Genomic DNA, 25,836 nt, shown 5'->3' on the forward strand with positions numbered 1-25,836 from the left:
GTCACTCCGCCGGTGGGGTATGGGCCGGCGGTCCGTTGTCCTCCCACTGAATCACGGTTGTTTGCAGCCTGCGTGCATCGCGCGCCAGCGCCCAGTCCTGCGCGGATTTGCTGGCGCGCCCCAGTGACATCTTGGCGAGCAGCCGCGCGATCCAGCGGGCGTAGGTGGTGGCCCACACGCGGATCGCCAGCATGGACGGGGTGACCAGCAGCGTCAGCACCGTCGCGATGCCCAGACCAAAGACCACGGCCGTTGCGAGCTGTTTCCACCACAGCGCTGTGGGGCTGTCGATGGTGTAGCCACCATTGGCAAAGTCGAGGCTCAGCCCGAACATCATCGGCGCAAGCCCTGCCATCGTGGTGATGGTGGTCAGCAAAACGGGGCGGATACGGGCCTGCGCCGTGCGAATGATCGCCTCGATCCGCGGCATGTACTGGCTGAACTCCTGATAGGTATCGATCAGGATGATGTTATTGTTCACCACAATCCCCGCCAGCGCCACGATCCCCGTGCCCGTCATGATGATCGAAAATGTCTGATCCATCACCAACATGCCAATCAGCACGCCCGTGGTCGATAGCACCACCGCCAGCAGCACCAGCACCGAGTTGTAGATGCTGTTGAACTGCGCCAGCAGGATGATGAACATCAACCCCAATGCCGCGGTAAAGGCCGAGGACAAGAACGCCTGACTTTCGGCCTGATCCTCTTGGTCGCCGGTCCATTCATAGCTGACGCCCGCGGGCAGGGGCCGGGTTTCCAGCCATTTGGTCAGCTCCGCAATCCGTTCGTTGGCATTGATCGGGATCATGCGCAGGGTGCCATTGTCCAGCTCTTGTTGCAGATCGACGCCTTGGGCGGCATTGGTCCGGTTGGTGATCTTGAAGGCCGCGCCCTCGGGCCCCGTGATATCGCCCGCGTCCCCCGCAGGGCGCATCGTCGCGAGGGTGAGTGTCGTCTCGCCCGCCTGTGCCGTGCCCGCCTGTTCTGTGCCCGCCTGTGCCGTGCCTTGGGAGGCATCCACCGTGCGCACCAGTTTGACCAGCCCGGGGAAGACATCGGCCTTCACATCAAGATAGCGTTTCTGGTCGATCCGGTTGATTTCTGCCAATTTGGGCACGGGCGTGCGGGTGATGAAGTTCGACAGCGGCACCAGCCCATCCGCCGTGCGCACCTTCAGCGTGTCCAGCGTGCTGAGCACACGGTCTTCTTGCGGCAGGCGCACCCTGATCTCGATCTCTTCGTCCGAACTGTCGACCCGCATCGTGTCCAGTAGCAGCCCGCGGGTGACCAGCTGCACCATCGCGCCCACGGTGACCACATCAGCCCCGTATTGCCCCGCCTTGGCGACATCCACGTCGATCTGCCAGTCGATGCCGGGCAGGGGGCGGGTGTCTTCGATCAGGGTCAGGCCGGGGGTTTTCTCGAAGGTGTCACGGGCCTGTGCCGTCGCGGCGATCAGATCGGTGAAACTGTCGGATTTCAGACGCAGATGCACCGGCTTGCCCGACGCGGGGCCGCGCGCCTGTGCAAGGATTTCGATCTTGATGCCGGGGATCGCGCTCAGGGCTTCCGTGAGCTCTGCGATCACGATGTCGCCGTCCAGTTCCGGGCGCAGGGCGCGGTCTTCCCACGGGATGGTTTCAAGCTGCACCTGACCGATGCTGTCCTTGGGGGCCTGCGCCCCGCCGGTATTGCTGTCGAGCCCGCCTTCACCGGCAAAGGCAAAGGCGGTAGAGACACCGGGATGCGCCAGCACGATCGCCTCCGCCTGCTGCATGATCGCGTCTTTTTCCGCCAGCGACAGGTTGCCCCTTGCCAGCACATAGACGATCGCCTGCTCGGGTTCGGATTCGACAAAGAACTCCACGCCTTTGCTGTTGTTGCCAAAGAAGATCATCGTGGTGCCGACAAAGACAAAGACGACCCCCGCGACCACCAGCGGCATCACCGGATTGCCCGCGATAAAGGCAATGAGCCGCCCGAAGGCTGATCGACGGTAGCCGGCCTTGATCACGGTGGGCTCTTTGCGGAACAGCCGCGAGGTGACCCAGCGGCCCCCGCGCCCCATGCGGGTGAACAGCGCGAAAAAGCTGGTCAGCCCCAAAAGCACGCCCGATATCGCCACCGCCACCAGCGCGCAGAGCACGGCGATGCAGATAAAGACCACGGCAAAGACCGGAATGACCGAGCCAAGGATATCCAGCCCGTCCATGCCCGCGAACTGCGCCGAGATCACGGCAAACAGCGGCTGCATCAGCGCCAGCGGCAGGGCGATCATCGCGGCGACAATGGGAAACAGCAGCAGATGCAGATAGAACCGGAGCTTGGCGATGGCAGTCATATTCTGCGCCATCCAGCGTTCCAGCCGTCCGGTGACGCCGCCCATAACGGGTAGATAGATCAGCGCCACCACCAGCGAGGCGGAGAGCACAAAAATCAGCGTGACCGGCAACATGCCCATGAACTCCCCCGGGACGCCGGGCCAGAACAACATGGGCAGGAAGGCGCAAAGCGTGGTCGCGGTGGACGAGATGATGGGCCAGAACATGCGTTTGGCGGCCTCGACATAGGCGGCCATGGGGCCTTCGCCCTGTTGCTGACGCGCGTCGGCATATTCCACCACAACAATCGCGCCATCCACCAGCATCCCCACCGCAAGGATCAGCCCGAACATCACGATGTTCGAGATGGAGATCCCCATCAGCGCGAGAAAGGCAAAACACAGCAGGAACGACGTGGGAATCGCAAAGCCCACCAGCAGGGCCGCACGGATCCCCAGGGCGGCAAGCACCACGATCATCACCAGCGCAATCGCGGTAAAGACCGACCCCAGAAGCTGCTGCACCATACTGTCGACAATGCGGCTTTGGTCGTTCGAGGTGCCAAGCGTGACAGCGGCTTTCAGCCCCTCGGGCCAGGCGGCGCTTTGGGCGGCGACGATCTCTTTCACCTGGGTGGAGGTGTCGATCAGGTTATAGCCCTTGCGTTTGACCACCTGCAGCGCCAGCGTCTTTTCCCCGTTGAACCGTGCGGTGCCTTCGCGGTCTTCAAAGGTCAGGTTGATGGTCGCCAGATCGCCCAGTGTCACCACGCGGTCGCCGTTGGTCTTGACCGGCAGCGCATAGACATCGCGCGGTTCATCAAAGGAGGACGGGATCTTGACCGAGAAACTGCCCTGATCCGACTGCACTTCGCCCGCGGCAATCAGCTGGTTATTGTTCTGCACCACATTGATCAGCTCGCCCGCGGTCACGTCATAGGCTTCCAGCCGCAAGGGATCGATCAGCACCTCAAGCATCTCGTCACGGTCGCCCGCCAACCCTGCTTCAAGCACCGCATCCACGCCTTCCAGCGCGTCTTGCAGATCACGCGCGACGCGGGCCATGGTCCGTTCGGGCACGGGGCCGGTCAGGTTGACGATGATGATGGGGAATTCGGAAAAGTTGATCTCTGTGATCGAATATTTCTCGTAGCCTTCGGGGAATTTGGATTCCGCCGTGCTCATCGCGTCGCGCACGTCGGCCATGATCTTGGATTTGTCCCAGCCGAATTCGAATTCCAGCGCGACACCGGCGTAGTTTTCGGCAGCGGTGCCGGTCATGGTCTTCAGGCCGTCCAGATCGGAAAGCTCCGTCTCCATCGGTTTGACCAGCAGGGTTTCGCTATCCGCGGCAGAGATGCCCGGAAACTGGACCGAGACGAAAAGCGCGGGGATCTCGATGTCAGGCTCGCCCTCTTTGGGCAAGGTGGAATAGGCATAGCCCCCCACCACAAGGCTCAGCAGGATAAACGCCATGACCATACGGGCACGGCCCGCGGCCCAATCGACCATGCCGCTCATTCCGGGGCCTCGTCGCGGAAGGTCGGGGTGACGGTCACGTCAGCGGTGACATATTCCTGCCCCAGAACGATGACATCTGCTTGTTCAGGCAGGCCGGTGACCCAGATGCCTTCGGGCGTGTCGCGCACAAGTGTGACTGCGGCGAAACTTACGGTGTTCGCGGCGTCGATCAGACGCACGCCAAGGGTGCCGTCATCATTCAGCGTCAGGGCCGATTGCGGCAGCAGATGCGCCTCGACCCCGGCCGAGGCGATGGCGATTTCGGCGGTCTGGCCGTCGCGGATGCTCAGATCGGGGTTGGGCACCTCGATTTCCACCTGAAAGGTGCGCGTCGTCGGATCGGAGGCGCGTGAGATAAAGGTGACGGTGCCCGCGATCTCGCGGTCGCCCGCGGCCAGCCGCGCCTGCGCCTGCGCGCCAAGGCTGACGCGGTCAACCTCGGTTTCGGGGACAAAGCCCACCAGTTTGATCGGATCAAGCTGGATCACCTGCGCACAAAGCGATCCGGTTTGCAGCAGGCTGCCAAGCTCTGCGGTGTCGCTTTCCAGCAGCCCTTCGAACGGCGCGGTGAGGGTCAGCCGGTCAATCTCGGCCTGTGTGCTGGCGACGGCGGCCTCCGCAGCCTCAATGCCGGAATGTGCCGCATTCAGCCCCGCCTCGGCAGAGCTGAGTGCGGCGCGCGCGGCGGCGACGGCAGCTTCGGCGGTGGCCAGCGTGGTCTGCGACGAAAACCCGCCTTCGCCCAGTTTTTGTGCCGCGTTCAGCTTGATCAGGGTTTCATCCAGACGGGCCTGCGCCTCGGCCACGCGGGCCTGTGCCTCCGGGACGCGGGATTGTGCTTCGTTGCGGCGGGCTTGCGCCTCTGCCTGTTGCGCGCCACGGGTGCCGGGGTCCAGCTCGCACAGCACATCGCCCGCGTTCACGGTCGCGCCCTTGCGCAGCGGGGCCGATACCACAACGGCAGAGGTCTCCGCCTTGACCGCCACCTGCCGCGCCGCCGTGGTCTGACCGCGCACGATCACAGCAGAGGCGAGCGGTGCCGCCGCGCTGCGCTGGACCACGACCTTCACGCGCGCGGGCTCTGCCACATCGGAGGGGGACGCGGTATCGGTGCTGTCGGCATCCACCGCAGGCGCAGGAGGTTGCGCGGCCCCCTGTGCCAGCCCCAACAGGGCGTCGCGTTCGAAAATTGCCATATACATCAGGGCGGATACGGCGATGGCCGCCAGAAGAGGGAAGATGCGCATTCGGGCCTCGGTTCAGTGAAACGCGGGCGTTGCGGCACCGCAGTATGTCGTATGCTATAGGGCCAAATGCTTAAGCGAATAAAACTGAACTGCATAGTTCACTATTGAAAAAACTTGCGACATGCGACCTTGTGAACAACGCGTGGGTCACTTGCTGTGCAGCCAAGCCCTTGGCAGCCCCGCAGCCGCAGGTTAAGAGGGGCGTTAAATCAGGCGGGACGGGTACCACATGAGCGATACAGACAGTTTCATCGACGAAGTAAACGAAGAGGTCCGCCGCGACCGGTTCTACTTTATGCTCAAGCGCTATGGCTGGATTGCGGTGCTGGCCGTGATCCTGCTGGTCGGTGGGGCCGCGTGGAACGAATACCAGAAAGCGCAGGCCCGCGCAGAGGCGGAAACCCTTGGCGACGCGATGTTTGCAGCGCTTTCCGCTGAAGACACAGCCGCCCGCGCTGCCGCCTTTGAAAAAATCGAGGCCACAAACCCCCGCGCCGGTGCCATGCTGGGCTTGCTGACCGCCGCCGAACAAGCCCAAGCAGGCGAGACCGACGCCGCCGTCGCCACCTTGAACGGCATCGGGCTGGATGCGGATGTGCCCGCGATCTACCGCGAAATCGCCCAGTTCAAGGCGATTACCCTGCAAGGATCGGATATGCCCGCCAATGAACGCCGTCTGGCGTTGGAAAATCTGGCGCAGCCCGGCAGCAGCCTGCGCTTGCTGGCGCAAGAACAACTGGCCATGATCGACATCGAAGAAGACGCCCCCGAGGCGGCAATCGAACGGTATCAGGGTATCCTGAACGACGCGGATGTGACCTCGGACTTGCAACAACGCGCCCTTCAGGTGATTGTCGCCTTGGGGGGGGATCCGCAAATGGGTACCGCAGCCCCCGCGCCGCAAACGGACACCGTGCCGGCGCTGGATGCAGACAATAACTAATCCTGCCTGAACCCTTCAGGTGACACGGACTTAAAGAGCAAAGCGAGCAGGGCCATGACCATTCTCCACAGCATCTCCTTGAAACCCACGTCGACGCGCCGTGCCTCACTTGGGATGGGGGCGGTGGTGGCATCGCTGCTGCTGTCGGCCTGCGCCGAACCAGAGGTGATCCTGCCCGGCGTGCGCGAGGATGTGCGATCGGTCCTGCAAGGCAGCGATGGCTTTGCGGCCCCCGCCGATGCGCCGGTGCCAGCCAATACAACACGCGCGATTTCACTGCCCGCAGCGACCACAAACGCGAGCTGGTCGCAAAGCCCCGGCACGCCAAGCACCCGCGTCAGCCACCCCGCGCTTGGTGCGGCACCGCAGCTTGCGTGGTCCGCCTCTATCGGGAAGGGCGACAGCCGCAAGCAGCGCATCACCGCGACGCCTGTCGTGTCGGGCGGGCGTGTGTTCACCATCGATTCCGGCGCGACGGTCACCGCGACCTCTGCCACGTCGGGGGCGACATTATGGACCCGTGACCTGACGCCGCAAAGCGACGGGCAGGGGGATGCGACGGGCGGCGGCTTGGCCGTCGATGGCAACACAGTCTACGTCTCGCTCGGCTTCGGGTCGGTCACGGCGCTGGATGTCGACAGTGGCGGCACGCGCTGGACGCAGGATATCGACGGCACCGGATCGGGGGCCCCGACAGTCTTTGGCGATATGGTCTATTTCACCTCCGGCGACGATACCGGTTGGGCGCTGAACAAATCCAACGGCCGCGTGCAATGGCAGACCGGATCGACCAGCAGCATCAACAATGTGCTTGGCGCACCGGCCCCCGCCGTGGGGTCGCAGATCGCCGTGCTGGCCTTTGGCTCGGGCGAGGTGCAAGGGCTCTTCCGTCAGGGCGGGCTGGATCGTTGGAACACGTCTGTCGTGGGCAAACGCCCGGGGCGCGCGCTGGCCAATATCTCTGACGTGACAAGCGCGCCGGTGATCTCTGGCGATACCGTTTACGTGGGCAACCAGTCGGGCCGTCTGGCGGCGCTGAGCCTTGGCGGCGGCGAACGCCAGTGGACCGCGCGCGAAGGCGCGATTGGCCCCGTTTGGCCCGCAGGCGACAGCGTCTTTGTTGTAACCGACCTGAACGAGCTGGTGCGTCTGGATGCCAGCACCGGCACCCGCATCTGGGGCACACCGCTGCCGAATTTCGTCAAGGACAAGCCCAAGCGCCAGTCCGAGGTCTTTGGCAACTACGGCCCCATCCTTGCCGGTGGCCGCGTGATCGTGGCCTCTAGCGATGGCACGCTGCGCAGCTTTGACCCTACCAATGGCGCGCTGGTTGCACAGGTGACGATCCCCGGCGGGGCGACCACTGCGCCGGTCGTGGCGGGGGGCGTTCTGTACGTCGTATCCGCGAAAGGGCAATTGCACGCTTTCCGTTAGGCCGCAAATAGGCTAAGCGGCGGGCTTGACCTAGTCTTCGGAGCCGTTCCATGTCTTTCACCCTCGCCATTGTGGGCCGTCCCAACGTCGGGAAATCCACGCTGTTCAACCGTCTGGTCGGTAAAAAGCTGGCGTTGGTCGATGATCAGCCCGGTGTGACGCGCGATCTGCGCGAAGGCGCGGCGCGGCTTGCCGACCTGCGATTCACCGTGGTGGATACCGCCGGACTTGAAGAAGTCACCGACGACAGTCTGCAGGGCCGGATGCGCCGCCTGACCGAACGTGCCGTGGATATGGCGGACATCTGCCTGTTCATGATCGACGCCCGCGTGGGTGTCACGCCGTCTGATCTGGTCTTTGCCGATATCCTGCGCAAGAAATCCGCCCATGTCATTCTGGCCGCCAACAAGGCCGAGGGCAAAGCCGCCGACGCCGGTGTGATCGAGGCCTACAGCCTTGGCCTTGGCGAACCGATCCGCCTGTCTGCCGAACACGGCGAGGGGCTGAACGACCTTTACTCCCATCTGATGCCAATCGCCGACGGTTTCGCTGAGCGGGCGCAAACCGATGCGCCGGAAACAGATGTGGACCTGACCGAGGAAGAAGCCGAACTGGGCGACGAAGAGGCACCCGTGCCCGTCCCCACCAAGACCAAGCCCTTGCAGGTGGCCGTCGTAGGCCGTCCGAACGCGGGTAAATCCACCCTGATCAACCAGATTATGGGTGAGGATCGTCTGCTCACCGGACCAGAGGCGGGGATCACCCGTGATGCGATTTCGCTGCAAACCGACTGGTTCGACGTGCCCATGCGGATCTTTGACACCGCCGGGATGCGTAAACGTGCGAAGGTGCAGGAAAAGCTCGAAAAGCTGAGCGTCAGCGATGGTTTACGTGCGGTGAAATTCGCCGAGGTCGTGGTGGTTCTGCTGGATGCGGATATCCCCTTTGAACAGCAAGACCTGCGCATCGCCGATCTGGCCGAACGCGAAGGCCGTGCCGTTGTGGTTGCGGTGAACAAATGGGACCTTGAGACGGACAAACAGGGCAAGTTGAAAGACCTGCGCGAAAGCTTTGAACGGCTTCTGCCGCAGCTCAAGGGCGCGCCTTTGGTGACCGTTTCGGCCAAGACCGGGCGCGGGATGGACCGTTTGCATAACGCGATCATGCGCGCCTATGAGGTGTGGAACCGCCGTGTCACCACCGCACAGCTCAACCGCTGGCTGTCTGGCATGATGGAGGCGCACCCGCCCCCCGCGCCGCAGGGCAAGCGTATCAAGCTGCGCTATATGACCCAAGCCAAGACCCGCCCGCCGGGGTTCGTGGTCATGTGTAGCCACCCCGATAAGGTGCCGGAAAGCTATAACCGCTATCTTGTCAACGGGTTACGGCTGGATTTTGACATGCCGGGCACGCCGATCCGCTTGTGGATGCGCGGCCAGTCTGACGCCAACCCCTATAAGGGGCGCAAAAAAGCGAAGCCGTCGAAGCTGCGCAAACATACCGACGGGCACCGCAAGGACCGTTAGAAGTTATAAAAAATCGGGACCGGAGTTTGCAAAACTCCGGTTCTTTGCGTTTAGCCGCGCCGCCATGACCGGTAGGTGGGCAGGATCAACGCAATGGCACCCCCCGCGGCCAGCGCAGCAACGGTCGGGGCCGTCGCGACATTCGCCACCACCACAGCGACCAGCGCCCAGATCACCCCGATCCCATAGGTCGGCGCGCGCATCAGCGACGATTGCACCCCCGCTGCAATCACAATCGCCAGCCCGACAAAGACCAGCCCCGCGGTTGGCCCGCTCATCCAGCCATAGCCGGCCGCCAGCAGCCCCAGAGACACGCAGGAGGCCGCGCTCAGCCAGCCCGCATAAAGCCCCACGGGCAGGGCGGCAAAGCCGCGATCCTCACGCGGGGCGCGGAACAACGCGTAAAGCGCCGACACCAGCATCACCCAGATCAGCACCGACGCCCAGATCGGGCTTGCCACGGCCACGGCAAGCCAGAAACAGCCCACAAACAGCGACAGCGCGAGCGGCAGACGCATGTCGTGCCAAAGGTAATCCGCGCGGCGTTTCCACAGGCCCCAGCCCATGCCGACAATCAGCCAGACATAGATCAGCCCCCAGATCGAGAACGCATAGCCCGCAGGCTGCACCGGCGGGTTGTCTTGGGGAATGGGGAACTGGTCCGGCGAAAAGCCGTTGAAGCCGGAGACAAAAAAAGGCGACAGGGCAAAGCCGATCGCCAGCAGAAAGGTCAGAAGGGCAATAAGGGAACGGGACATCGGGCTACCTTGCGAAAAGTGGTTCTCGCCTCAGATAGCCCGATGATCCCAGCGTTCAATCAGCTGAGCGTGCCGTCAACGCCCAAAGTGATCTTGCCGCCCAGATAGGGGGCCAGCACGTCGGGCAGTTTGACCGACCCATCGGCCTGCTGGCCATTTTCCAGCACCGCGATCAGGCAGCGGCCGACGGCCAGACCGGACCCGTTCAACGTGTGCACGAACTGCGGTTTGCCGCCATCTGCGGGTTTGAACCTTGCGTTCATCCGCCGCGCCTGAAAATCCCCCGTGGTCGAGACAGAGCTGATCTCGCGGTAGGCGTTCTGACCGGGGAGCCATGCCTCGATGTCAAAGGTCCGGCGCGCGCCAAAGCCCATGTCACCGGTGCACAGGATCACGGTGCGGTAAGGCACGCCCAGACGTTCCAGCATGTCTTCGGCACAGCGCAGCATCCGCTTTTGTTCGTCGTCCGATTGATCGGGGTGGGTGACCGATACCATCTCGACTTTCTCGAACTGGTGCTGACGCAGCATGCCCGAGGTGTCGCGGCCTGCGCTGCCCGCCTCGGAACGGAAGCACAGGGTGTGGGCGGTCATCCGGCGGGGCAGGGCGGCTTCTTCCAGCACGTCACCGGCGACCGAATAGGTGAGCGTCACCTCGGAGGTGGGGATCAGCCACCAGCCGTTGGTGGTCTGATAGCTGTCGTCGCCGAATTTGGGCAGCTTGTCGGTGCCATACATCGCCTCGTCGCGCACCAGCACGGGGGTCATATGTTCGGTCAGCCCGTTTTCATCGACATGGGTGTCGATCATGAACTGCGCCAGCGCACGGTGAATCCGCGCCACGGCCCCTTTAAGCATCACAAAGCGCGCGCCGGAGGTTTTGGCGGCGGTTTCGAAATCCATTGACGCCGCGACGCTGGCGATCTCGAAATGCTCTTTCGCTTTGAAATCAAACGTTGGCACATCGCCCCAGCGGTTCACTTCGACATTGTCAGCCTCGTCCGCGCCATCGGGGGCATCATCGGCGGGCAGGTTGGGGATGCGCGCCAGCATGTCGGTCAACTGCGCGTCCAGATCCTTGGCCTCTGCCTGCATGGCGGTGACTTCGGCCTTCTTGTCGCTGACCAAGGTACGCAGACGTTCGAATTCGGCCTCGTCGCCCTTGGCCTTGGCCGCGCCCACCAGTTTGGAGGCCTTGTTCTGCTCGGCCTGCGCCGTTTCCGCTGCTGAAATCTTGGCCCGCCGTGCCTCGTCCAGTGCCAGTACCTGCGCGCTCACAGGGGTGTCGCCGCGCCGTGCGAGGGCGGCGTCGAAAGCATCGGGGTTTTCACGGATGGCTTTGATGTCGTGCATGGGCTGTTCCTTTGTCGTCCGAGTCGCATGATCTGCGTTGCGCGCGTTATGCCCGATTGTGGATCGCGGTGCCAGATGTGGATGCGCCGGGGGAGGGGATCGCGCCCTTGGATGCTTGCGCAAACAGCTTATTGCAGGCTGCGACACCGGGCAGCGCCATTTCCCCCCGGAACCCACCTTGCAAAGCCCCGCGTCTGACCATAGGTTCCGCCAAACTTAGACGGCAGGCCGTTTGCGGCATGCGCCCAACACAAAGGACGACCTCCATGGAAGCCATTCAGCAATTTGTACCCCTGATCCTGATCTTCGCGATCATGTATTTTCTGCTTATCCGCCCTCAGCAAAAGAAGGTGAAAGAGCATAAGGCAATGGTGGACGGTCTGCGTCGTGGCGATCAAGTGGTCACCGCTGGCGGTCTGATCGGCAAAGTCGTCAAAGTCAAAGATGACGGCGAGCTGGAAGTCGAACTGGCCGACAACGTCAAAGTGCGCGTTGTGCAATCGACCATCGCCACCGTCGTCTCCAAGACCGAACCAGCCAAGTAAGCGCCTCTTCGGGCGTGTCGAGAAAAGGGCAGTACCATGCTTCAGATTGATCTGTGGAAACGGGTGTTGATCATCCTCACCTGTGCCGCTGGCCTGTGGCTGGCGCTGCCCAATGCGTTTTACGGTCCCGTCGAACAGCACAATGATGCGGTCAAGGCGATCAGCGTTGCTGGCGCCACCCCCGAGCTTGAGGAGCAAAAGGCGCTTTGGCCCGAGTGGATGCCGGAACGTCTGGTCAACCTTGGCCTCGATCTGCGCGGCGGGGCCCATTTGTTGGCCGAAGTGAATGTCGAAGACGTTTACGCCAACCGGATGGAAGCCGCCTGGCCCGAGGTCCGCGACGCGTTGCGCTCGATCACGCCGGTCCGCCGCGTTGACGCCCCCAAGGGCGAGCTGCGCGTGCGCATCAACGATGCCTCTGTCATGGCACAAGCGTTGGAGGCGACCCGTGCCTTGGCCCGCCCCGTGCAGTCGCTGACGGGCACAGGGCAAAACGACATCGTGGTAAACGGTGCCAATGACATCATCACCATCACGCTGACCGATGCCGAGAAACAGGCCACGGACGAGCGCACGATGCAGCAGTCGCTGGAAATTATCCGCCGCCGCATCGACGAGGTCGGCACACGCGAACCCACGATCCAGCGTCAGGGTGCAGACCGTATCCTTATTCAGGTGCCCGGCATCGGGTCGGCCGCAGAGCTGAAAGCGATCATCGGGACCACCGCGCAGCTGACGTTTAACCCCGTGGTGAACCGTGGTGCCAATGAAAACGCGGCACCGGGTCTGGGCAATTCTCTTTTGCCCGACGCCGAAGCGCCCGGTGTCTTCTATATCATCGAAACCGCGCCCGTCGTGACCGGCGAACAGCTGGTCGATGCGCAGCCCAGCTTTGACCAGAACGGCCGCCCCGCTGTCAGCTTCCGCTTTGACACCACCGGCGCGCGCAAGTTCGGCACCTACACGGCAGAGAACATCGGCGCGCCTTTCGCCATTGTGCTGGATGACGAGGTCATCAGCGCCCCCACCATCCAAAGCGCGATCCCCGGTGGGTCGGGCATCATCACCGGCAATTTCACGGTCGAGGAATCCACCAATCTGGCCGTCTTGCTGCGGGCAGGGGCCTTGCCCGCGGGGCTGACCTTTGTCGAGGAACGCACCATCGGGCCGGAACTGGGCCAAGACAGCATTGACGCGGGCAAGATCGCGACCAGCGTCGCCTTTGGCGCGGTACTGTTCTTTATGTGGGCCAGCTACGGGCTGTTCGGGCTGTTCGCCAATATCGCGCTGATCATCAACGTCGGCATGATCTTTGGCTTGCTAAGCCTGATTGGTGCCACGCTGACCCTGCCCGGTATCGCGGGGATCGTTCTGACAGTGGGTATGGCGGTGGACGCCAACGTGCTGATCTTTGAACGCATCCGCGAAGAGCTCAAGACCGCCAAGGGACCGGCCCGCGCCATCAGCCTTGGCTATGAACGCGCGCTTAGCGCCATTCTGGACGCCAACATCACCACCTTCATCATTGCGACGATCCTCTTTGTGCTTGGCTCCGGCCCTGTGCGCGGGTTCGCGGTGACGCTGGGGCTTGGCATCGTCACGTCGGTCTTTACGGCGTATTTCGTCACACGTCTGATCGTGGTGTTCTGGTTTGAACGCCGCCGTCCCAAGACAATCACGGTATAGGAACGCGCACCATGCGGCTGAGACTGATCCCCGACGATACGAATATCGACTTCTTCAAACACGCCAAGCTGACCTTTGGGGCGTCCTGTGTGGCGGTGCTGCTGGCCTTGGCCGTGTGGTTCACCATGGGCCTGAACTACGGCATCGACTTCCGAGGCGGGACAACCCTGCGCACGCAAAGCGACGCAGCCGTGGACGTGGCGGCCTACCGCACGGCGCTGGAACCGCTGGAGCTTGGCGATGTGTCCATCTCAGAGGTGTTTGACCCTGCCAGCGACAGCACCAAACATGTCGCGATGGTCCGCATCCAGGCCCAGGAGGGCGAAGAGGCCGCATCCCCCGAGATGATCCAGAATGTCGAGGAAGCGTTGAAAACCGTTGCCCCGAACATCGTATTCACCTCGGTCGAATCTGTTGGCCCCAAAGTGTCGGGCGAGCTGATCCAGACCGCGTTTCTGGCGGTTGCGGCCTCCCTCGGGGCGATCCTGATCTACATCTGGCTCAGGTTCGAATGGCAGTTCTCTGTCGGGGCGGTCGCGGCGCTGTTCCACGATGTGGTGCTGACCATCGGCGTCTTCTCGGCCCTGCAGATCCGGTTCGATCTGGCGGTGATCGCGGCGATCCTGACCATCATCGGCTATTCGATCAACGACACCGTGGTGATCTTTGACCGCCTGCGTGAAAACCTGCGCAAGTACAAGAAACGCGACCTGCGCGAGATCATGAACCTCAGCGTTAACGAGACCCTGAGCCGGACCTTGATGACATCGGGCACCACCTTGCTCGCGCTCATCGCGCTGCTGGTTCTGGGCGGCGATGTGATCCGTGGCTTTGTCTTCGCGATTACATGGGGCGTTGTTGTGGGCACCTATTCTTCGGTCTATGTGGCCAAGAACGTCGTGCTGTTTCTGGGCGTTAAACGCGACTGGTCCAAGAAAGACAACAACAATACCGGCCAATACGCCAACATCGACGCGTAATATATTTCGCTGCCAGCAGGGCACCCCTTGCTGGCAGCACCGTTCCGCGCCCGCATCCGGCGCGACGCTATGCCCATAGGGCCCGCCCCATTTCACCGCCAGTTGATCTGTATTGTCCGCGCGTGATCCGCTATGATCGCGCAGCCCCCGCGAGAAGGAGAACATCATGCGTTTGAACGAGGTCGTGTATTCGGATGCCAAACCCGTCGAAGGCTATGGCCCCGGTTTCTTCCGTATTGGCGGCACTGTGTTCGAAGGGCCGGTGATCGCAGGCACCTCTGGGGTTTCTGCGTGGCAAGGCTTTGATGATCACGCACCGCTGCTGGCGCTGGCGGGCAAGATCGACATCCTGTTCATCGGCACCGGGGCCGAGATTGCGCATATCCCGGCCGACCTGCGCAGCACGCTCGAAGATGCGGGCATCGGGGTTGATGTCATGTCGTCCCCCGCGGCGGCGCGGACCTATAACGTCCTGCTCAGCGAAGGCCGTCGCATCGCTTTGGCGATGATCCCCGTCTGATATGACCCTGCGTGTCACCGACCTTGCCGTCGCGCGCGGCGGTGTGCCCGTGCTGGACGGGGTGTCCTTTGCGATTGAACCGGGCGCTGCCTTGATCCTGCGTGGTCCGAACGGGGCGGGCAAGACCACGCTACTGCGCTGCATCGCGGGGCTGCAACCGCCCTTGTCGGGGCAGATCGACGGGGCAGAGGAAACCATCGCCTACGCCGGCCATGCCGACGGGCTGAAAGCGATGCTGAGCGTGCGCGAAAACCTCACATTCTGGGCACAGGTCTTCGGGCAACGCGATATCTCTGACGCACTGGCCGCCTATGACCTTGAGCCGCTGCAAGACCGGCTGGCGGGCACCTTGTCGGCGGGGCAAAAGCGGCGCTTGGGGCTGGCGCGGTTGATGGTCACGGGGCGGCCCATCTGGGTGCTGGACGAGCCGACCGTGTCGCTGGACGCCGCCGCCGTCGGGCTTTTCGCCGCGGCGGTGACGGCGCATCTGGAGGCAGGCGGCATGGCGCTGATCGCGACACATATCGACCTTGGCCTGAAAGCGCATAGCTTTGACATCACCCCGTTTCGCGCCAAACCATCACAGCGCAGCGGTGCCAGCGACGAGGCTTTCCTGTGATCGCCTTGCTGCGCCGTGACCTGATGCTTGCCTTTCGGGCGGGCGGGGGCTTTGGCCTCGGGCTGGCGTTCTTCCTGATTGTGACCGTACTGGTGCCCTTCTCGGTCGGGCCGCAACCGGATCTGTTGGGGACCATCGCGCCCGGTGTGCTTTGGCTGGGGGCGCTGCTGGCCTGCCTGCTCTCGCTCGACCGGCTGCTTGCGCTGGATTACGAGGATGGCACGCTGGACCTGCTGGCCACGGCACCGCTGCCGCTTGAGGCGGCGTTGAGCGTCAAGGCGCTGTCCCACTGGGTGACGACAGGGCTGCCGCTGGTGCTTGCGGCCCCTGTGTTGGGGGTGATGCTGAACCTCGCGCCCTCGGGGTATCTGTGGCTGGTGGCCTCGCTGGGTCTGGGCACGCCCGCGCTGTCGGTGATCGGCACCTTTGGCGCGGCGCTGACCGTGGGCATCAAACGCGGCGGGTTGCTGATGTCGCTGCTGGTGCTGCCGCTTTACGTGCCGACGCTGATCTTCGGGGCAGAGGCCGCGCGCCGCGGCGCAATGGGGCTGGATGCCACGACCCCGCTGACCCTGCTGGCTGGCATCACCTTTGGCACCATCGCGCTCATGCCCTTCGCCTCTGCCGCGGTGCTGCGGATGACCTTAAGGTGAGTGCGCGCTTTTGACCATTGAGTGCCAGGAAACGGAGCGATAGAACCCCGCCATGTCTTTATGGGAATACGCCAATCCGGTGAAATTTTTAGGCCTCTCGGCCCGCGTACAACCCTATGTCTGGGGGGGGGCGGCGCTGTGTCTGATCGTCGGTCTGGGCTGGGGCTTTTTCGGCACGCCGGACGATTACCGTCAGGGATCGACGGTCAAGATCATCTACCTGCATGTACCCGCCGCGCTGATGGCGATCAACGCGTGGTTCATGATGCTGGTGGCCTCGCTGGTCTGGCTGATCCGCCGGCATCACGTCAGCGCCCTCGCGGCCAAGGCGGCGGCCCCTGTGGGCGTCACCATGACAGTGATCGCGCTGATCACCGGTGCGATCTGGGGACAGCCCATGTGGGGGACCTGGTGGGCATGGGATCCACGGCTGACGTCCTTTCTGATCCTGTTCCTCTTCTACCTCGGCTATATCGCCCTGTGGGAAGCGGTCGAGGACCCCGATACCGCGGCAGACCTGACCTCGGTCCTGTGTCTGGTAGGCTCGGTCTTTGCGGTGCTGTCGCGCTATGCGGTCAAGTTCTGGAATCAGGGGCTGCATCAAGGCACCTCTGTCCCGCTGGCCACCGGCGGGCGTACCGTATCGGATGTGTTTTTCTACCCGCTGCTGATCAGTATGGTCGGCTTTGGCCTGCTGTTTCTGGCGCTGGTTCTGTACCGCACAGGGACCGAAATCCGTCTGCGCCGCGCCCGCGCGCTGCTGGCGCGCAGCGAAAGGGGCGCATGATGCCGGACCTTGGGAAATACGCCGCCGAGGTGCTGGCCGCCTATGGGGTGTCGCTGCTGCTGCTGGCGGGACTGGTGGGGCTGAGCCTGAACAAGGGCCGCAAGGCCCGCACCACACTTGCTGATATAGAGGCCCGTAAAGATGGCTAAAATCTCTCCGCTCATGATCGCGCCACCGCTGGTCTTCGCCGGTTTCGTGGCGCTTGCCGCCTTTGGCATGTTCCGCCCCGATCCCGAAGGGCTGCCCTCGACGCTGGTGGGGCAGATGGCCCCCGCGCTGCCGGAAAAACCGCTGGAAGGGTTTCCCGCCGCGGCACCGGATGTGTTGACCAATGGCGAGGTGACGCTGGTCAACTTCTGGGCCAGCTGGTGCCCGCCCTGCCGCGCCGAACATCCGCAGCTGCTTGATATGCAGGCGCAGGGGCTGTCGATCATCGGGGTCAACTTCAAAGACACGATAGGCCCCGCAACCAGCTACCTGACCAATGATGGCAACCCTTTCGAAGGCGTCGCCTTTGACCCGCAGGGGCGCACGGCGATCAACTGGGGCGTCACCGCGCCACCAGAGACGTTCATCATCGCGGGCGACGGCACGGTGCTGTTTCGCTACGCCGGTCCGCTGGTCGGCAGTGACTACGAACAACGCTTCCTGCCGGCGCTGCAAGACGCTCTGAAGAACTGACAGCCGCTTCCAAATGGCCCTAAATCCTCGCCGAAGGCATGGCCCGTAGCAGGCGGCACCCCGGCAGCGGGCCTATGCGCCACACCGCCGGTTTCACCCCGGCTGACCCCACCCGGCTGGCCCTCATCCGCTTACCAAAAAAGGAGACCTCATGCCCGTGATATTGCAAACCAGACTACCGGACGCGCAGACCGGCACGCCCGGACTGCCGGGCACGGGGCCTTGCGGGGCGGAGGACTGGTTGCTGATGGACGAAGCCTACGCGCCGCAGATGGTCTACCGCGAAGCGCTGCTGGCGGACCGACCCGAGGCTGTTTTCTATCAAAGCGAGGCCGCCAGACCCGCCGCGGCAGAGCTGCTGTCCGAGGCGCTGACCCTTCTGCCGCGTTTCGGTTTCACCCTCGGGGCTGATGCCGTGGTTTGTCCTGACGGGCGCAAGGTCACGCTGGACCGGTCGCAACCGCTGTGGACGTTGGCGCATCTGGTGCAAGAAGACCTCTGCATCCTGCAAAAGCGTGGCGATGAACATGTGCTGACCGCTGCGGCACTGTGCTTTCCGGCGAACTGGCGGCTGGCGGATAAGATAGAGCAACCCCTGACGGGCATTCACACCCCAGTCGAGGAATATGACGCCGACATCGCGCGGCGTGTGCAACGTCTGTTTGACGGCGTGCGGGCAGGGCGGCCCCTGTGGCGGTTCAACAAACTGCGCTATGCGGATGCGGATCTGCACCAGCCGCGGCGGCGCGAAACAGGCAGCGACATGCCCTTTATCCGGTCAGAGCGGCAGTGCATCCTGCGTCTGCCCCAAAGCGACGCGGTGGTCTTTACGATCCACACCTATGTGGTGCGTGACGGAGATGCGCCTGCCTGAGCGGACCCAGACAGGCGCGATGGTTCGGGAGTGATGGCGCTAGGTCAGAACCAGATGCGCCTGCCCGTCAGAGGTCTTGCGCGGGGAGACCCCCTGGGCATCGACCACCGCATTGATCTGCCGCCGCATATTGCTGAACAGGGGCGAAGTCACAACGTCAATCGCCGTGTCAAAGCGCAGGGTCAGCGACCACATGCCACTGCCCGATAGCCGCGCCGCCTTGACCACGCCGGTAAAAGGATGCCCTAGATAGCGGCCTTGCACGCGGTCCCCGGGCATCCAGCCCTGCGCAGGGGCCGCGGCTTGGGCGCTTAGGGTGTTCCAGTCGCGCGCGCCCCATTGGTGGGCCACCATTTCCAGCGTCGCCGCATGGGACAGTGCTGTGCCTTGGGCTGCAAGGTCCGCGCGCAAGCGTTTGGCTTGGGATTTCAGCACATCAGCCGAAGGTACGGCGGTGGGATGGTTTGGGGTTGTCATCATAACACTCCTGCTCTCGCAAAAGTCGAAGGGGGGTCCGCGTTGCCCGTCAATCCGCGAGATTGAAGGTGTGTTCTTGGTCAAGGACTTCACCGATATGCGGACGGCAGGGGCCTTTCCCTATGGGCGCTATATGGCGCTTGGGTGCTGCAATTGCAATGGGACGGTGCGGGTGGCACGGGGCGGATGCCTTCGGCGAGGATTTTCAGCCATTTGGAAGCAAAACGCGCGCGCCGCAGGACCGGCGCGCGCGTGGCGGTTGTTTTTACTTTCGAGCGGGTTAGCCGTCGATGCGGGCGGCCATGATTGCGATGGCTTTCTGGTACACGCCGGCAGCGTTCCACTGTTTGATCACATTGAAGTTGGTTTGCCCTTCCTGATAGCCGGCACCGGGTTGCCAGCCTTTCTGACGCAGGAAGTTCGCGGTCGAGGCCAGCGCATCGGTCTGGTTGTAGAAATCAACGCGGCCGTCGCCGTTACCGTCCACCCCATAGCGCAGGGCATTGCCGGGCAGGAACTGGGTGTGGCCAAGCTCGCCATGTTTTGCGCCTTTGGTGCCGCCGTTGATCGCGCCGGTATCAACCAGTTTCAGCGCGCCGATGGCGTGGGGGGCAAAGAAATCGGAGCGGCGGCAGTCATAGGTCAGCGTGGTGATCGCAGAGACCACCGAGGTATCGCCCATGAAGCCACCAAAGGCGGTTTCCATCCCGTGGATCGCGATGATCACCCCCGCTGGCACGCCGTAGCGCGCTTCGAGTGACTGGTAGAAGCTTGCATTGCGGGCCTTGCGCTTGCGACCTTGCGCGACGATCGTATCGGCACCGCGCACCTGCATGAATTTATCGAGCGAATAGTTGAAGGATTTCTGGTTGCGGTCGGCGGCGATGGTGCTGCTGGCATAGCGCGCGTTGGCCAGTGCATCGAGCCCCCGTTGACCGACACCCGCGGCGGCGGCCTCTTTCGCGAAGGCGGGTTTCCAGGCGTCGAAGCCTCCCGCGTTGTTGCCACATTGGGCCGCTGCAACTGGGGCGGCGAAGCCCAAAGAAAGCATAAGTGCCGTGGCAAGACGTTTGGTGGGGCGCATGAAATAACCTCTGACTATATTAAACTTCGGCTGACTCTAGCCCAGCTGTTTCGAACTTCAAATAGCAAGACGCATTCCAAGCGAAAGGGCGCCCCGATAGGGACGCCCTTTGCTGTTGCTCTGGCCACCCGTCCGGGTGGAGACCGCGTTTAGCAGCTGTAGTACATGCCGAATTCAACAGGGTGGGGGGTGTGCTCGTATTTGTGCACTTCTTCCATCTTGAGTTCGATATAGCCTTCGATCTGGTCTTTGGTGAAGACGTCACCGGCCAGCAGGTAATCCATATCCGACTGCAGCTCTTCCAGCGCTTCGCGCAGGGAACCGGAAACGGTCGGGATATCGGCCAGTTCTTCGGCGGGCAGATCATAGAGGTTTTTATCCATGGCTTCGCCCGGATCGATCTTGTTCTTGATCCCGTCAAGGCCGGCCATCAGCAGCGCGGCAAAGCACAGGTAGGGGTTTGCCGCCGGATCGGGGAAGCGGGCCTCTACGCGTTTTGCCTTGGGGGATTCGGTCCATGGGATACGGACACAGCCCGAGCGGTTGCGTGCGGAATAGGCGCGCAGAACGGGGGCTTCGAAACCGGGGATCAGACGCTTGTAGCTGTTTGTTGCCGGGTTGGTGAAGGCGTTCAGCGATTTCGCGTGGGACAGGATACCGCCGATGAAATACAGCGCTTCCTGGCTCAGGTCGGCATATTTGTCGCCTGCGAAGAGGGGCTTGCCGTCTTTCCAGATCGACATGTTCACGTGCATGCCGGAGCCGTTGTCGCCATAGATCGGCTTGGGCATGAAGGTTGCGGATTTACCATAGGCGTGTGCCACGTTGTGGATCACGTATTTGTATTTCTGCAGCTCGTCCGCCTGTTCGGTCAGCGTGCCGAAGATCAGGCCCAGTTCGTGCTGGCAGGACGCCACTTCGTGGTGGTGTTTGTCGACCTTCATGCCAAGACGTTTCATGGTCGACAGCATTTCGGCGCGCAGGTCCTGGGCTTCGTCCGTGGGGTTCACAGGGAAGTAGCCGCCCTTGAGGCCCGGGCGGTGGCCCATGTTGCCCATTTCATAGTCGGTGTCGGTGTTCCAGGACGCGTCGGACGCATCAACTTCGTAGGATACCTTGTTGATCGAGTTCGAGAATTTGACGTTATCGAACAGGAAGAATTCGGCTTCCGGACCCATATAGGCCACATCACCAATACCGGAGGCTTTCAGGTAGGCTTCGGCTTTTTGCGCGGTGCCACGGGGGTCACGCTCATAGGCTTCGCCTGTGTCGGGCTCTACAACAGAGCAGTGCACGCAGATGGTTTTTTCGGCATAGAACGGATCGACATAAGCGGTGTCCGTGTCGAGCATCAGCTTCATGTCGGAGGCTTCGATGCTTTTCCAACCCGCGATGGAGGAGCCGTCAAACATGAACCCTTCTTCGACAAAATCTTCGTCAACAAGATCGGAGACGATTGTCACGTGCTGCAGTTTACCGCGTGTATCGGTGAAACGTACATCAACGTATTCGATGTCCTCGTCCTTGATCTTCTTCAGGAAGTCCTTGGTGCTCATTGGATGATATCCTTTTCTTGAATCTCGTAAATTCGATTAAAGCGCGTCTGACCCGGTCTCGCCGGTACGGATGCGGATTGTTTGTTCGATGGGGCTGACGAAGATTTTGCCGTCGCCGATCTTTTCGGTCTTCGCGGCCGATACGATGGCCTCGATGGCGGCGTCTACCTGATCGTCGTCCAAGACGATCTCGATTTTTACCTTGGGCAGAAAATCCACGACATATTCAGCGCCACGGTACAATTCTGTATGGCCCTTTTGACGCCCGAAGCCTTTGACTTCGATAACGCTAAGGCCCTGAACGCCAACCTCTTGGAGCGCCTCCTTGACTTCATCAAGCTTGAACGGCTTGATTACAGCTTCGATCTTTTTCATCTGAGGCCTCCCTGCCAGACGGGTGATTTTCGGTCTACATCGGTGTCATCTCACCGTGCGGGCCGACGGTCTACCAGACGCGCGATGGAGTCCACCGAAAGAGGCGAAAATTTGTGCGCATCGGCTGTTTTATGTGCGTTGCGATTAAAATCTGTGCAGTTTGAAAATCCATGTGCTGGCAGGCTTGGCTATCGCTTGGGCAGGTGGTTTATCTTTGGGCAAAAGACGGACCAGAAAGGGGCTGCCATGCAACCGAGTGCCATCACCGCAGACACGCTGGACTTTGATCAATTGGCCAAGGGGCAGGGGCATAAGTTCGACCACGGGCACGCGATTGTCGTGACCGGTGGGGCCGGGCGCACGGGTGCTGCGCGGCTGTCCGGGCGTGCGGCGTTGCGGATGGGGGCGGGGCTGGTCACACTGGCCGTACCGCCCGCCGCGCAGATGGAGGTGGCGATGCAGATCACCGCCCTGATGCTGTCGCGCGTCACAGGCCCCGAGGATCTGGCAGAGCTGGCCGGTGACAAACGCGTGCGGGCGCTGTGCATCGGGCCGGGCTTGGGGCTGAAACCGGCCCATGTGGCGCTGGTGCGGGCAGTGCTTGAATGCGGCAAGCCCTGCGTGCTGGACGCCGACGCGCTGACCCTGATCGCGCAGGAGCCCACCCTGTGGGAGCGCCTTGGCCCGCACTGCGTGCTGACCCCGCATGGCGGAGAGTTCGCGCGCCTTTTCAAGCAGATATCCGATGGTGACGCCGATAAGGCGCAGGCCTGTCTGATGGCGGCGCAAAAGGCGGGGGCGGTTGTTTTGTATAAGGGGGCGACCACCCTGATCGCAAATCCCGACGGCCGCGTTGCGGCGCATCACGGCACGGGCGATCGCGCGGCCCCGTGGCTTGCCACCGCAGGCGCGGGGGATGTGCTGTCGGGCATGATCACCGGTCTGCTGGCCCGCGGCATCGCGCCTTTCGAGGCGGCGCAATACGCCACGTGGCTGCATGTAGAGGCAGCACGTCAGTTCGGACCGGGGCTGATCGCCGAAGATCTGGTCGAAGAAATCCCCCGCGTCCTCAAGGCGCTGGACCTCTAGCGGCCGTCGGGTGCAGGCACGCGTGGCAGGTGAGAAAAACTATACGTCATGCGCGTTTTTCCCCCTCGCCACTGGGAAATTTCTTTGATAGTGAACGCGCAATGCGGGTGTGGCGGAATTGGTAGACGCACCAGATTTAGGTTCTGGCGCCTATGGCGTGGGGGTTCGAGTCCCTTCACCCGCACCACTTCAACTTGTTGATAATCATACATAATTCGCGCGCTTCAGCGCCTGCGTTTTGATGTCTGTCTTGGCTGTGAACCATGCGCCGCGCCCGAAGCGTGTTCGGGCGCGGCGGGGCTGCGTGGGTTAGGCGGCGGCTTTCAGCGCTTTGTCGGCCTTGTCGGCGACGGGCTCAGCGGCGGATTTGGCCGTTGATGCGGCCTCTGTTGGCGCGTTCGATTTCAGCAGGGCCGACAGGTAGGATTTGCTGGCCTGCTGGGGCGAGCTGCTGACCGGCGCGATCGAGTCGATCAGGCTGCGGGCCTGTGCGGCTTCGATCCGGGCTTCGGCTGCGGCGCGGGCTTGCGCCTCGCTCATGCCGCTGTCTTCGGCGTCCGAGGCGGCAACCGGGGTTGGGGCGACGGGGGCCGGAGCCTCCGCAGCGGGGGCTTGCGCTTTCTGCGCAGGGGCGGCGGCCTGAGACGACTGCGCAGGGGCAGTTTCAGCGGTGGGCTGCGTCTCTTGCGCGGCCGGCTGGTCGTCTTTGGCTTTGGCGTTGTTCTTTTCGGTGTTACCGGTCTCGGACTTATCTTTCTGTTTCTCGGCCCCTTTGGGCTGAGACTGCTGGCTGCCGCCAGAGAAAAGTGAACTTACTAACATAGATGTGCCTTTTCAGTTGGTTACCTACATGACTGAAGCAACTGCCTGACCGGTGTGGCGAAAAAATGGTCCAATTAAGGTTAATGCAAAGCTGAAATACCCGCGCAGATAGTATGCTGCGCGGGTCGGTGTGGTTTGATCACTTCTCCGGCGGGCGCAGAGCGATAACATGGATGCCGTCGCCGCCCTTGAACTCCTCGTTCTTGCGCATGAACTTGATCTCGCCGCTGGTGGTGATCTGGGCGAGCAGCCGCGCCTCGGGGCTTTCGGCGCGCCAGTCTTCCAGCGTGAACTCCTCGGACAGACGCGTGCTGCGGAAGCGCCAGCCTTGGGCGATCAGATCACGCAGTTCCGCATGGGTCGCCTCTAGCCCCAAGGGCCGACCGCCAAGGGTGCGGGGCAGTTGGTGGCGGCTGCTTTCGGATTTCTCGCGCATCACCTGAAACACATTCTCGCGGCCGAATTCCGGTGCCAGGTCGGTGGTGACCAGCGTGTTGTAAGCGTCGTTATCCGTGGCAGCGATCAGCGTGGCATAGCTGACGAGTTCCACGCGCTGCTCTGCCGCCTCTGACAGAATGTCGCCCGAAAATGTGTCGATCCCCGCCGCGCGCGCCTTGCGCAGGCGGATGAAGTTGGGGTCGGTCATCAGCACCGGAATCTTCGCTTTTTTCAGCACTTCGGCCAGCTGCGTTGTCCAGTCCGAGCCGCCGATGATCACCACGCCGGGCGTGTCCGCACCAGTCAGCCCCAAAAGCCGTGCAAAGGGGGCGAGGGTGAAGCCGTTGACCACCACGGTAACCGCCACAAGCGCAAAGGCAAGCGGCGCGATCAGGGCGGCGTCTTCGAACCCGAGGCTGAGCAGGCGTTCGCCGAACAGACCCGCGACCGCGACCAGCACGACGCCGCGCGGTCCGGTCAGGGCCACCAGCAGTTTTTCGCGGAACGGGATGCCCGACCCGATGAGCGAGATAAACACCGTCACAGGCCGTGCGACCAGCACCACCACAGCCACAAAGGCCGCCGCGCGCCAGTCAAGATTGCCAAGCGCCTCGACATCCAGCCCTGCGGCCAGCAGGATGAACACGCCCGACACCAGCAGCACGGTGGCATGTTCCTTGAAGCGGCGCATTTCCTCGTAGCTGGGCAGTTTGGAGTTCGCGATCACGATCCCCATGATGGTCACCGCCAGCAGCCCGCTTTCATGCAGCACGGCATCGGAGGCGGCAAAGACCCCCAGCAGCAGGGCAAAGAGCACGGGCACCTTCATATATTCGGGCACCCAGCCGCGTTTGAAGGCGCGCGACAGGCCGATCCCCGCAGCGACACCGGCGGCAGTGGCGACGGCGGCACCGATAAACAGCTCCAGCATCGCCTCGGACGCTGTTGTGGCGGTGTTCAGCGCGATCACGACCTCGAACGCCAGCACGGCGGCCAGCGCGCCGATGGGGTCGTTCAGGATCGCCTCCCATTGCAGCAGGGTGGCAGGGCGGCGCGACAGCCGCGCGGTGCGCAACAGCGGCGCGATCACCGTGGGGCCGGTCACGATCATGATCCCGCCAAAGACGGCAGAGCTGGACCAGCTGAGCCCTGCCACATAATGCAGCGACAGCGCCGACATCAGCCAGCCAAGGGGCGCGCCGATATAGACCAGCCGCCGGACACCGCCGACCGCGTCCTGCAGCGTGTGAAAGTTCAGCGACAGACCGCCCTCGAACAGGATAATCGCCACGGCGATAGAGATCATCGGCCCCATCAACGGCCCGATATCCCGTGCGGGGTCGAAGATGCCCAGAACCGGCCCGATCAGGATGCCGGCCACTAGCATCAGCACGATCGCGGGCATGCGCAGCCGCCATGCGATCCATTGAGACCCCACCCCGATCGCGCCGACCAATGCGATCGCAGTTACAGGATTTAGCGCGCCGAGTGTTTCTGTTGCCACAATGTGAACCCTTTATAATCAAAGCGATGACGTAACGCGGAC

The 25,836-nt window shown here is 62.7% G+C and carries 24 protein-coding genes and 1 tRNA gene; 15 read left to right on the plus strand and 10 right to left on the minus strand.

All coding sequences use genetic code 11. The features are described from left to right. Position 1: 1 nt before the first annotated feature. The gene (locus EE36_RS12115) at positions 2-3,844 is read right to left on the minus strand and encodes an efflux RND transporter permease subunit (RefSeq protein WP_005852624.1); all 3,843 of its coding nucleotides are present in this window, start codon (positions 3,842-3,844) and stop codon (positions 2-4) included. Continuing rightward, entirely contained in the window at positions 3,841-5,091 is a 1,251-nt protein-coding gene (locus EE36_RS12120) for an efflux RND transporter periplasmic adaptor subunit (protein ID WP_005852626.1), read from the minus strand. The genes EE36_RS12115 and EE36_RS12120 overlap by 4 nt, the downstream gene beginning before the upstream one ends. Before the next feature lie 229 nt (positions 5,092-5,320). Here EE36_RS12120 and EE36_RS12125 point away from each other — a divergent pair, with 229 nt between their 5' ends. The 3 genes from EE36_RS12125 (at position 5,321) to der (ending at position 8,994) form a co-directional block, all read left to right on the plus strand. After that, positions 5,321-6,034: a tetratricopeptide repeat protein gene (locus EE36_RS12125; protein ID WP_005852627.1), complete on the plus strand. Its 714-nt coding sequence runs from the start codon at positions 5,321-5,323 to the stop codon at positions 6,032-6,034. A 114-nt stretch (positions 6,035-6,148) separates the two neighbouring features. Next, positions 6,149-7,468 carry a PQQ-like beta-propeller repeat protein gene (locus tag EE36_RS12130; protein ID WP_009826651.1) on the plus strand — a complete coding sequence of 440 codons (1,320 nt, stop codon included), beginning with the start codon at positions 6,149-6,151 and terminating at the stop codon, positions 7,466-7,468. 50 nt (positions 7,469-7,518) lie between these two features. Then, positions 7,519-8,994, plus strand: a complete 1,476-nt coding sequence (gene der, locus EE36_RS12135) for a ribosome biogenesis GTPase Der (RefSeq protein ID WP_005852632.1) — start codon at positions 7,519-7,521, stop codon at positions 8,992-8,994. A 50-nt stretch (positions 8,995-9,044) separates the two neighbouring features. Here the strand turns inward: der and EE36_RS12140 are convergent, their stop codons facing one another. Both EE36_RS12140 and serS read right to left on the minus strand, forming a co-directional pair. Continuing rightward, positions 9,045-9,752, minus strand: coding sequence for a tryptophan-rich sensory protein (locus EE36_RS12140; protein WP_005852634.1), 708 nt, complete (start codon positions 9,750-9,752; stop codon positions 9,045-9,047). A 59-nt stretch (positions 9,753-9,811) separates the two neighbouring features. Next, a complete protein-coding gene (serS, locus tag EE36_RS12145; protein ID WP_005852636.1) occupies positions 9,812-11,104 on the minus strand; it encodes a serine--tRNA ligase in 1,293 nt (430 codons plus the stop codon). A 266-nt stretch (positions 11,105-11,370) separates the two neighbouring features. Here serS and yajC point away from each other — a divergent pair, with 266 nt between their 5' ends. From yajC to EE36_RS12200, 10 genes are all read left to right on the plus strand, one after another. Continuing rightward, positions 11,371-11,649, plus strand: a complete 279-nt coding sequence (gene yajC, locus EE36_RS12155; RefSeq protein WP_005852640.1) for a preprotein translocase subunit YajC — start codon at positions 11,371-11,373, stop codon at positions 11,647-11,649. Between the two features lie 36 nt (positions 11,650-11,685). Beyond that, entirely contained in the window at positions 11,686-13,335 is a 1,650-nt protein-coding gene (gene secD / locus EE36_RS12160) for a protein translocase subunit SecD (protein WP_005852642.1), read from the plus strand. An 11-nt stretch (positions 13,336-13,346) separates the two neighbouring features. Continuing rightward, positions 13,347-14,315: a protein translocase subunit SecF gene (gene secF, locus EE36_RS12165; RefSeq protein WP_005852644.1), complete on the plus strand. Its 969-nt coding sequence runs from the start codon at positions 13,347-13,349 to the stop codon at positions 14,313-14,315. Between the two features lie 166 nt (positions 14,316-14,481). Then, on the plus strand, positions 14,482-14,835 hold the full coding sequence (locus tag EE36_RS12170; protein ID WP_005852646.1) for an Mth938-like domain-containing protein: 354 nt from the start codon (positions 14,482-14,484) through the stop codon (positions 14,833-14,835). 1 nt (position 14,836) lies between these two features. Further along, positions 14,837-15,454, plus strand: coding sequence for a heme ABC exporter ATP-binding protein CcmA (gene ccmA, locus EE36_RS12175; RefSeq protein WP_005852649.1), 618 nt, complete (start codon positions 14,837-14,839; stop codon positions 15,452-15,454). Then, on the plus strand, positions 15,451-16,107 hold the full coding sequence (ccmB, locus tag EE36_RS12180) for a heme exporter protein CcmB (RefSeq protein ID WP_005852650.1): 657 nt from the start codon (positions 15,451-15,453) through the stop codon (positions 16,105-16,107). Before ccmA ends, ccmB begins: the two co-directional genes overlap by 4 nt. 52 nt (positions 16,108-16,159) lie before the next feature. Beyond that, positions 16,160-16,894, plus strand: coding sequence for a heme ABC transporter permease (locus EE36_RS12185; RefSeq protein WP_005852651.1), 735 nt, complete (start codon positions 16,160-16,162; stop codon positions 16,892-16,894). Further along, positions 16,891-17,043: a heme exporter protein CcmD gene (ccmD, locus tag EE36_RS12190; RefSeq protein WP_039911867.1), complete on the plus strand. Its 153-nt coding sequence runs from the start codon at positions 16,891-16,893 to the stop codon at positions 17,041-17,043. Before EE36_RS12185 ends, ccmD begins: the two co-directional genes overlap by 4 nt. Continuing rightward, positions 17,036-17,575: a DsbE family thiol:disulfide interchange protein gene (locus EE36_RS12195; RefSeq protein ID WP_005852653.1), complete on the plus strand. Its 540-nt coding sequence runs from the start codon at positions 17,036-17,038 to the stop codon at positions 17,573-17,575. Before ccmD ends, EE36_RS12195 begins: the two co-directional genes overlap by 8 nt. A gap of 151 nt (positions 17,576-17,726) precedes the next feature. Continuing rightward, on the plus strand, positions 17,727-18,449 hold the full coding sequence (locus tag EE36_RS12200; RefSeq protein WP_005852654.1) for a DUF3445 domain-containing protein: 723 nt from the start codon (positions 17,727-17,729) through the stop codon (positions 18,447-18,449). A 39-nt stretch (positions 18,450-18,488) separates the two neighbouring features. On the opposite strand, the gene EE36_RS12205 is transcribed toward EE36_RS12200, so the two are convergent. The 4 genes from EE36_RS12205 to EE36_RS12220 all read right to left on the minus strand — a co-directional run bounded on the left by EE36_RS12205 (position 18,489) and on the right by EE36_RS12220 (position 21,941). Next, the gene (locus tag EE36_RS12205) at positions 18,489-18,926 is read right to left on the minus strand and encodes a glyoxalase superfamily protein (protein ID WP_254655581.1); all 438 of its coding nucleotides are present in this window, start codon (positions 18,924-18,926) and stop codon (positions 18,489-18,491) included. 280 nt (positions 18,927-19,206) lie between these two features. Further along, entirely contained in the window at positions 19,207-20,010 is an 804-nt protein-coding gene (locus tag EE36_RS12210; RefSeq protein WP_005852656.1) for a lytic transglycosylase domain-containing protein, read from the minus strand. Positions 20,011-20,159: 149 nt separating this feature from the next. Beyond that, positions 20,160-21,566 carry a type I glutamate--ammonia ligase gene (gene glnA / locus EE36_RS12215; RefSeq protein WP_005852657.1) on the minus strand — a complete coding sequence of 469 codons (1,407 nt, stop codon included), beginning with the start codon at positions 21,564-21,566 and terminating at the stop codon, positions 20,160-20,162. Positions 21,567-21,602: 36 nt separating this feature from the next. Next, the gene (locus tag EE36_RS12220; RefSeq protein WP_005852659.1) at positions 21,603-21,941 is read right to left on the minus strand and encodes a P-II family nitrogen regulator; all 339 of its coding nucleotides are present in this window, start codon (positions 21,939-21,941) and stop codon (positions 21,603-21,605) included. A 246-nt stretch (positions 21,942-22,187) separates the two neighbouring features. Here EE36_RS12220 and EE36_RS12225 point away from each other — a divergent pair, with 246 nt between their 5' ends. Together EE36_RS12225 and EE36_RS12230 are read left to right on the plus strand one after the other, a co-directional pair. Further along, positions 22,188-23,030 (plus strand): NAD(P)H-hydrate dehydratase, encoded by an 843-nt coding sequence (locus EE36_RS12225; RefSeq protein ID WP_005852660.1) that lies wholly within the window; start codon positions 22,188-22,190, stop codon positions 23,028-23,030. A gap of 103 nt (positions 23,031-23,133) precedes the next feature. Next, positions 23,134-23,217 (plus strand) — tRNA-Leu (locus tag EE36_RS12230). A 122-nt stretch (positions 23,218-23,339) separates the two neighbouring features. On the opposite strand, the gene EE36_RS12235 is transcribed toward EE36_RS12230, so the two are convergent. Next, a complete protein-coding gene (locus EE36_RS12235; protein WP_005852662.1) occupies positions 23,340-23,852 on the minus strand; it encodes a hypothetical protein in 513 nt (170 codons plus the stop codon). Between the two features lie 139 nt (positions 23,853-23,991). Then, positions 23,992-25,797, minus strand: coding sequence for a sodium:proton antiporter (locus tag EE36_RS12240; RefSeq protein WP_254655605.1), 1,806 nt, complete (start codon positions 25,795-25,797; stop codon positions 23,992-23,994). Positions 25,798-25,836: the final 39 nt, after the last annotated feature.

This window comes from Sulfitobacter sp. EE-36, from assembly GCF_000152605.1.
Classification (GTDB): domain Bacteria; phylum Pseudomonadota; class Alphaproteobacteria; order Rhodobacterales; family Rhodobacteraceae; genus Sulfitobacter; species Sulfitobacter pontiacus.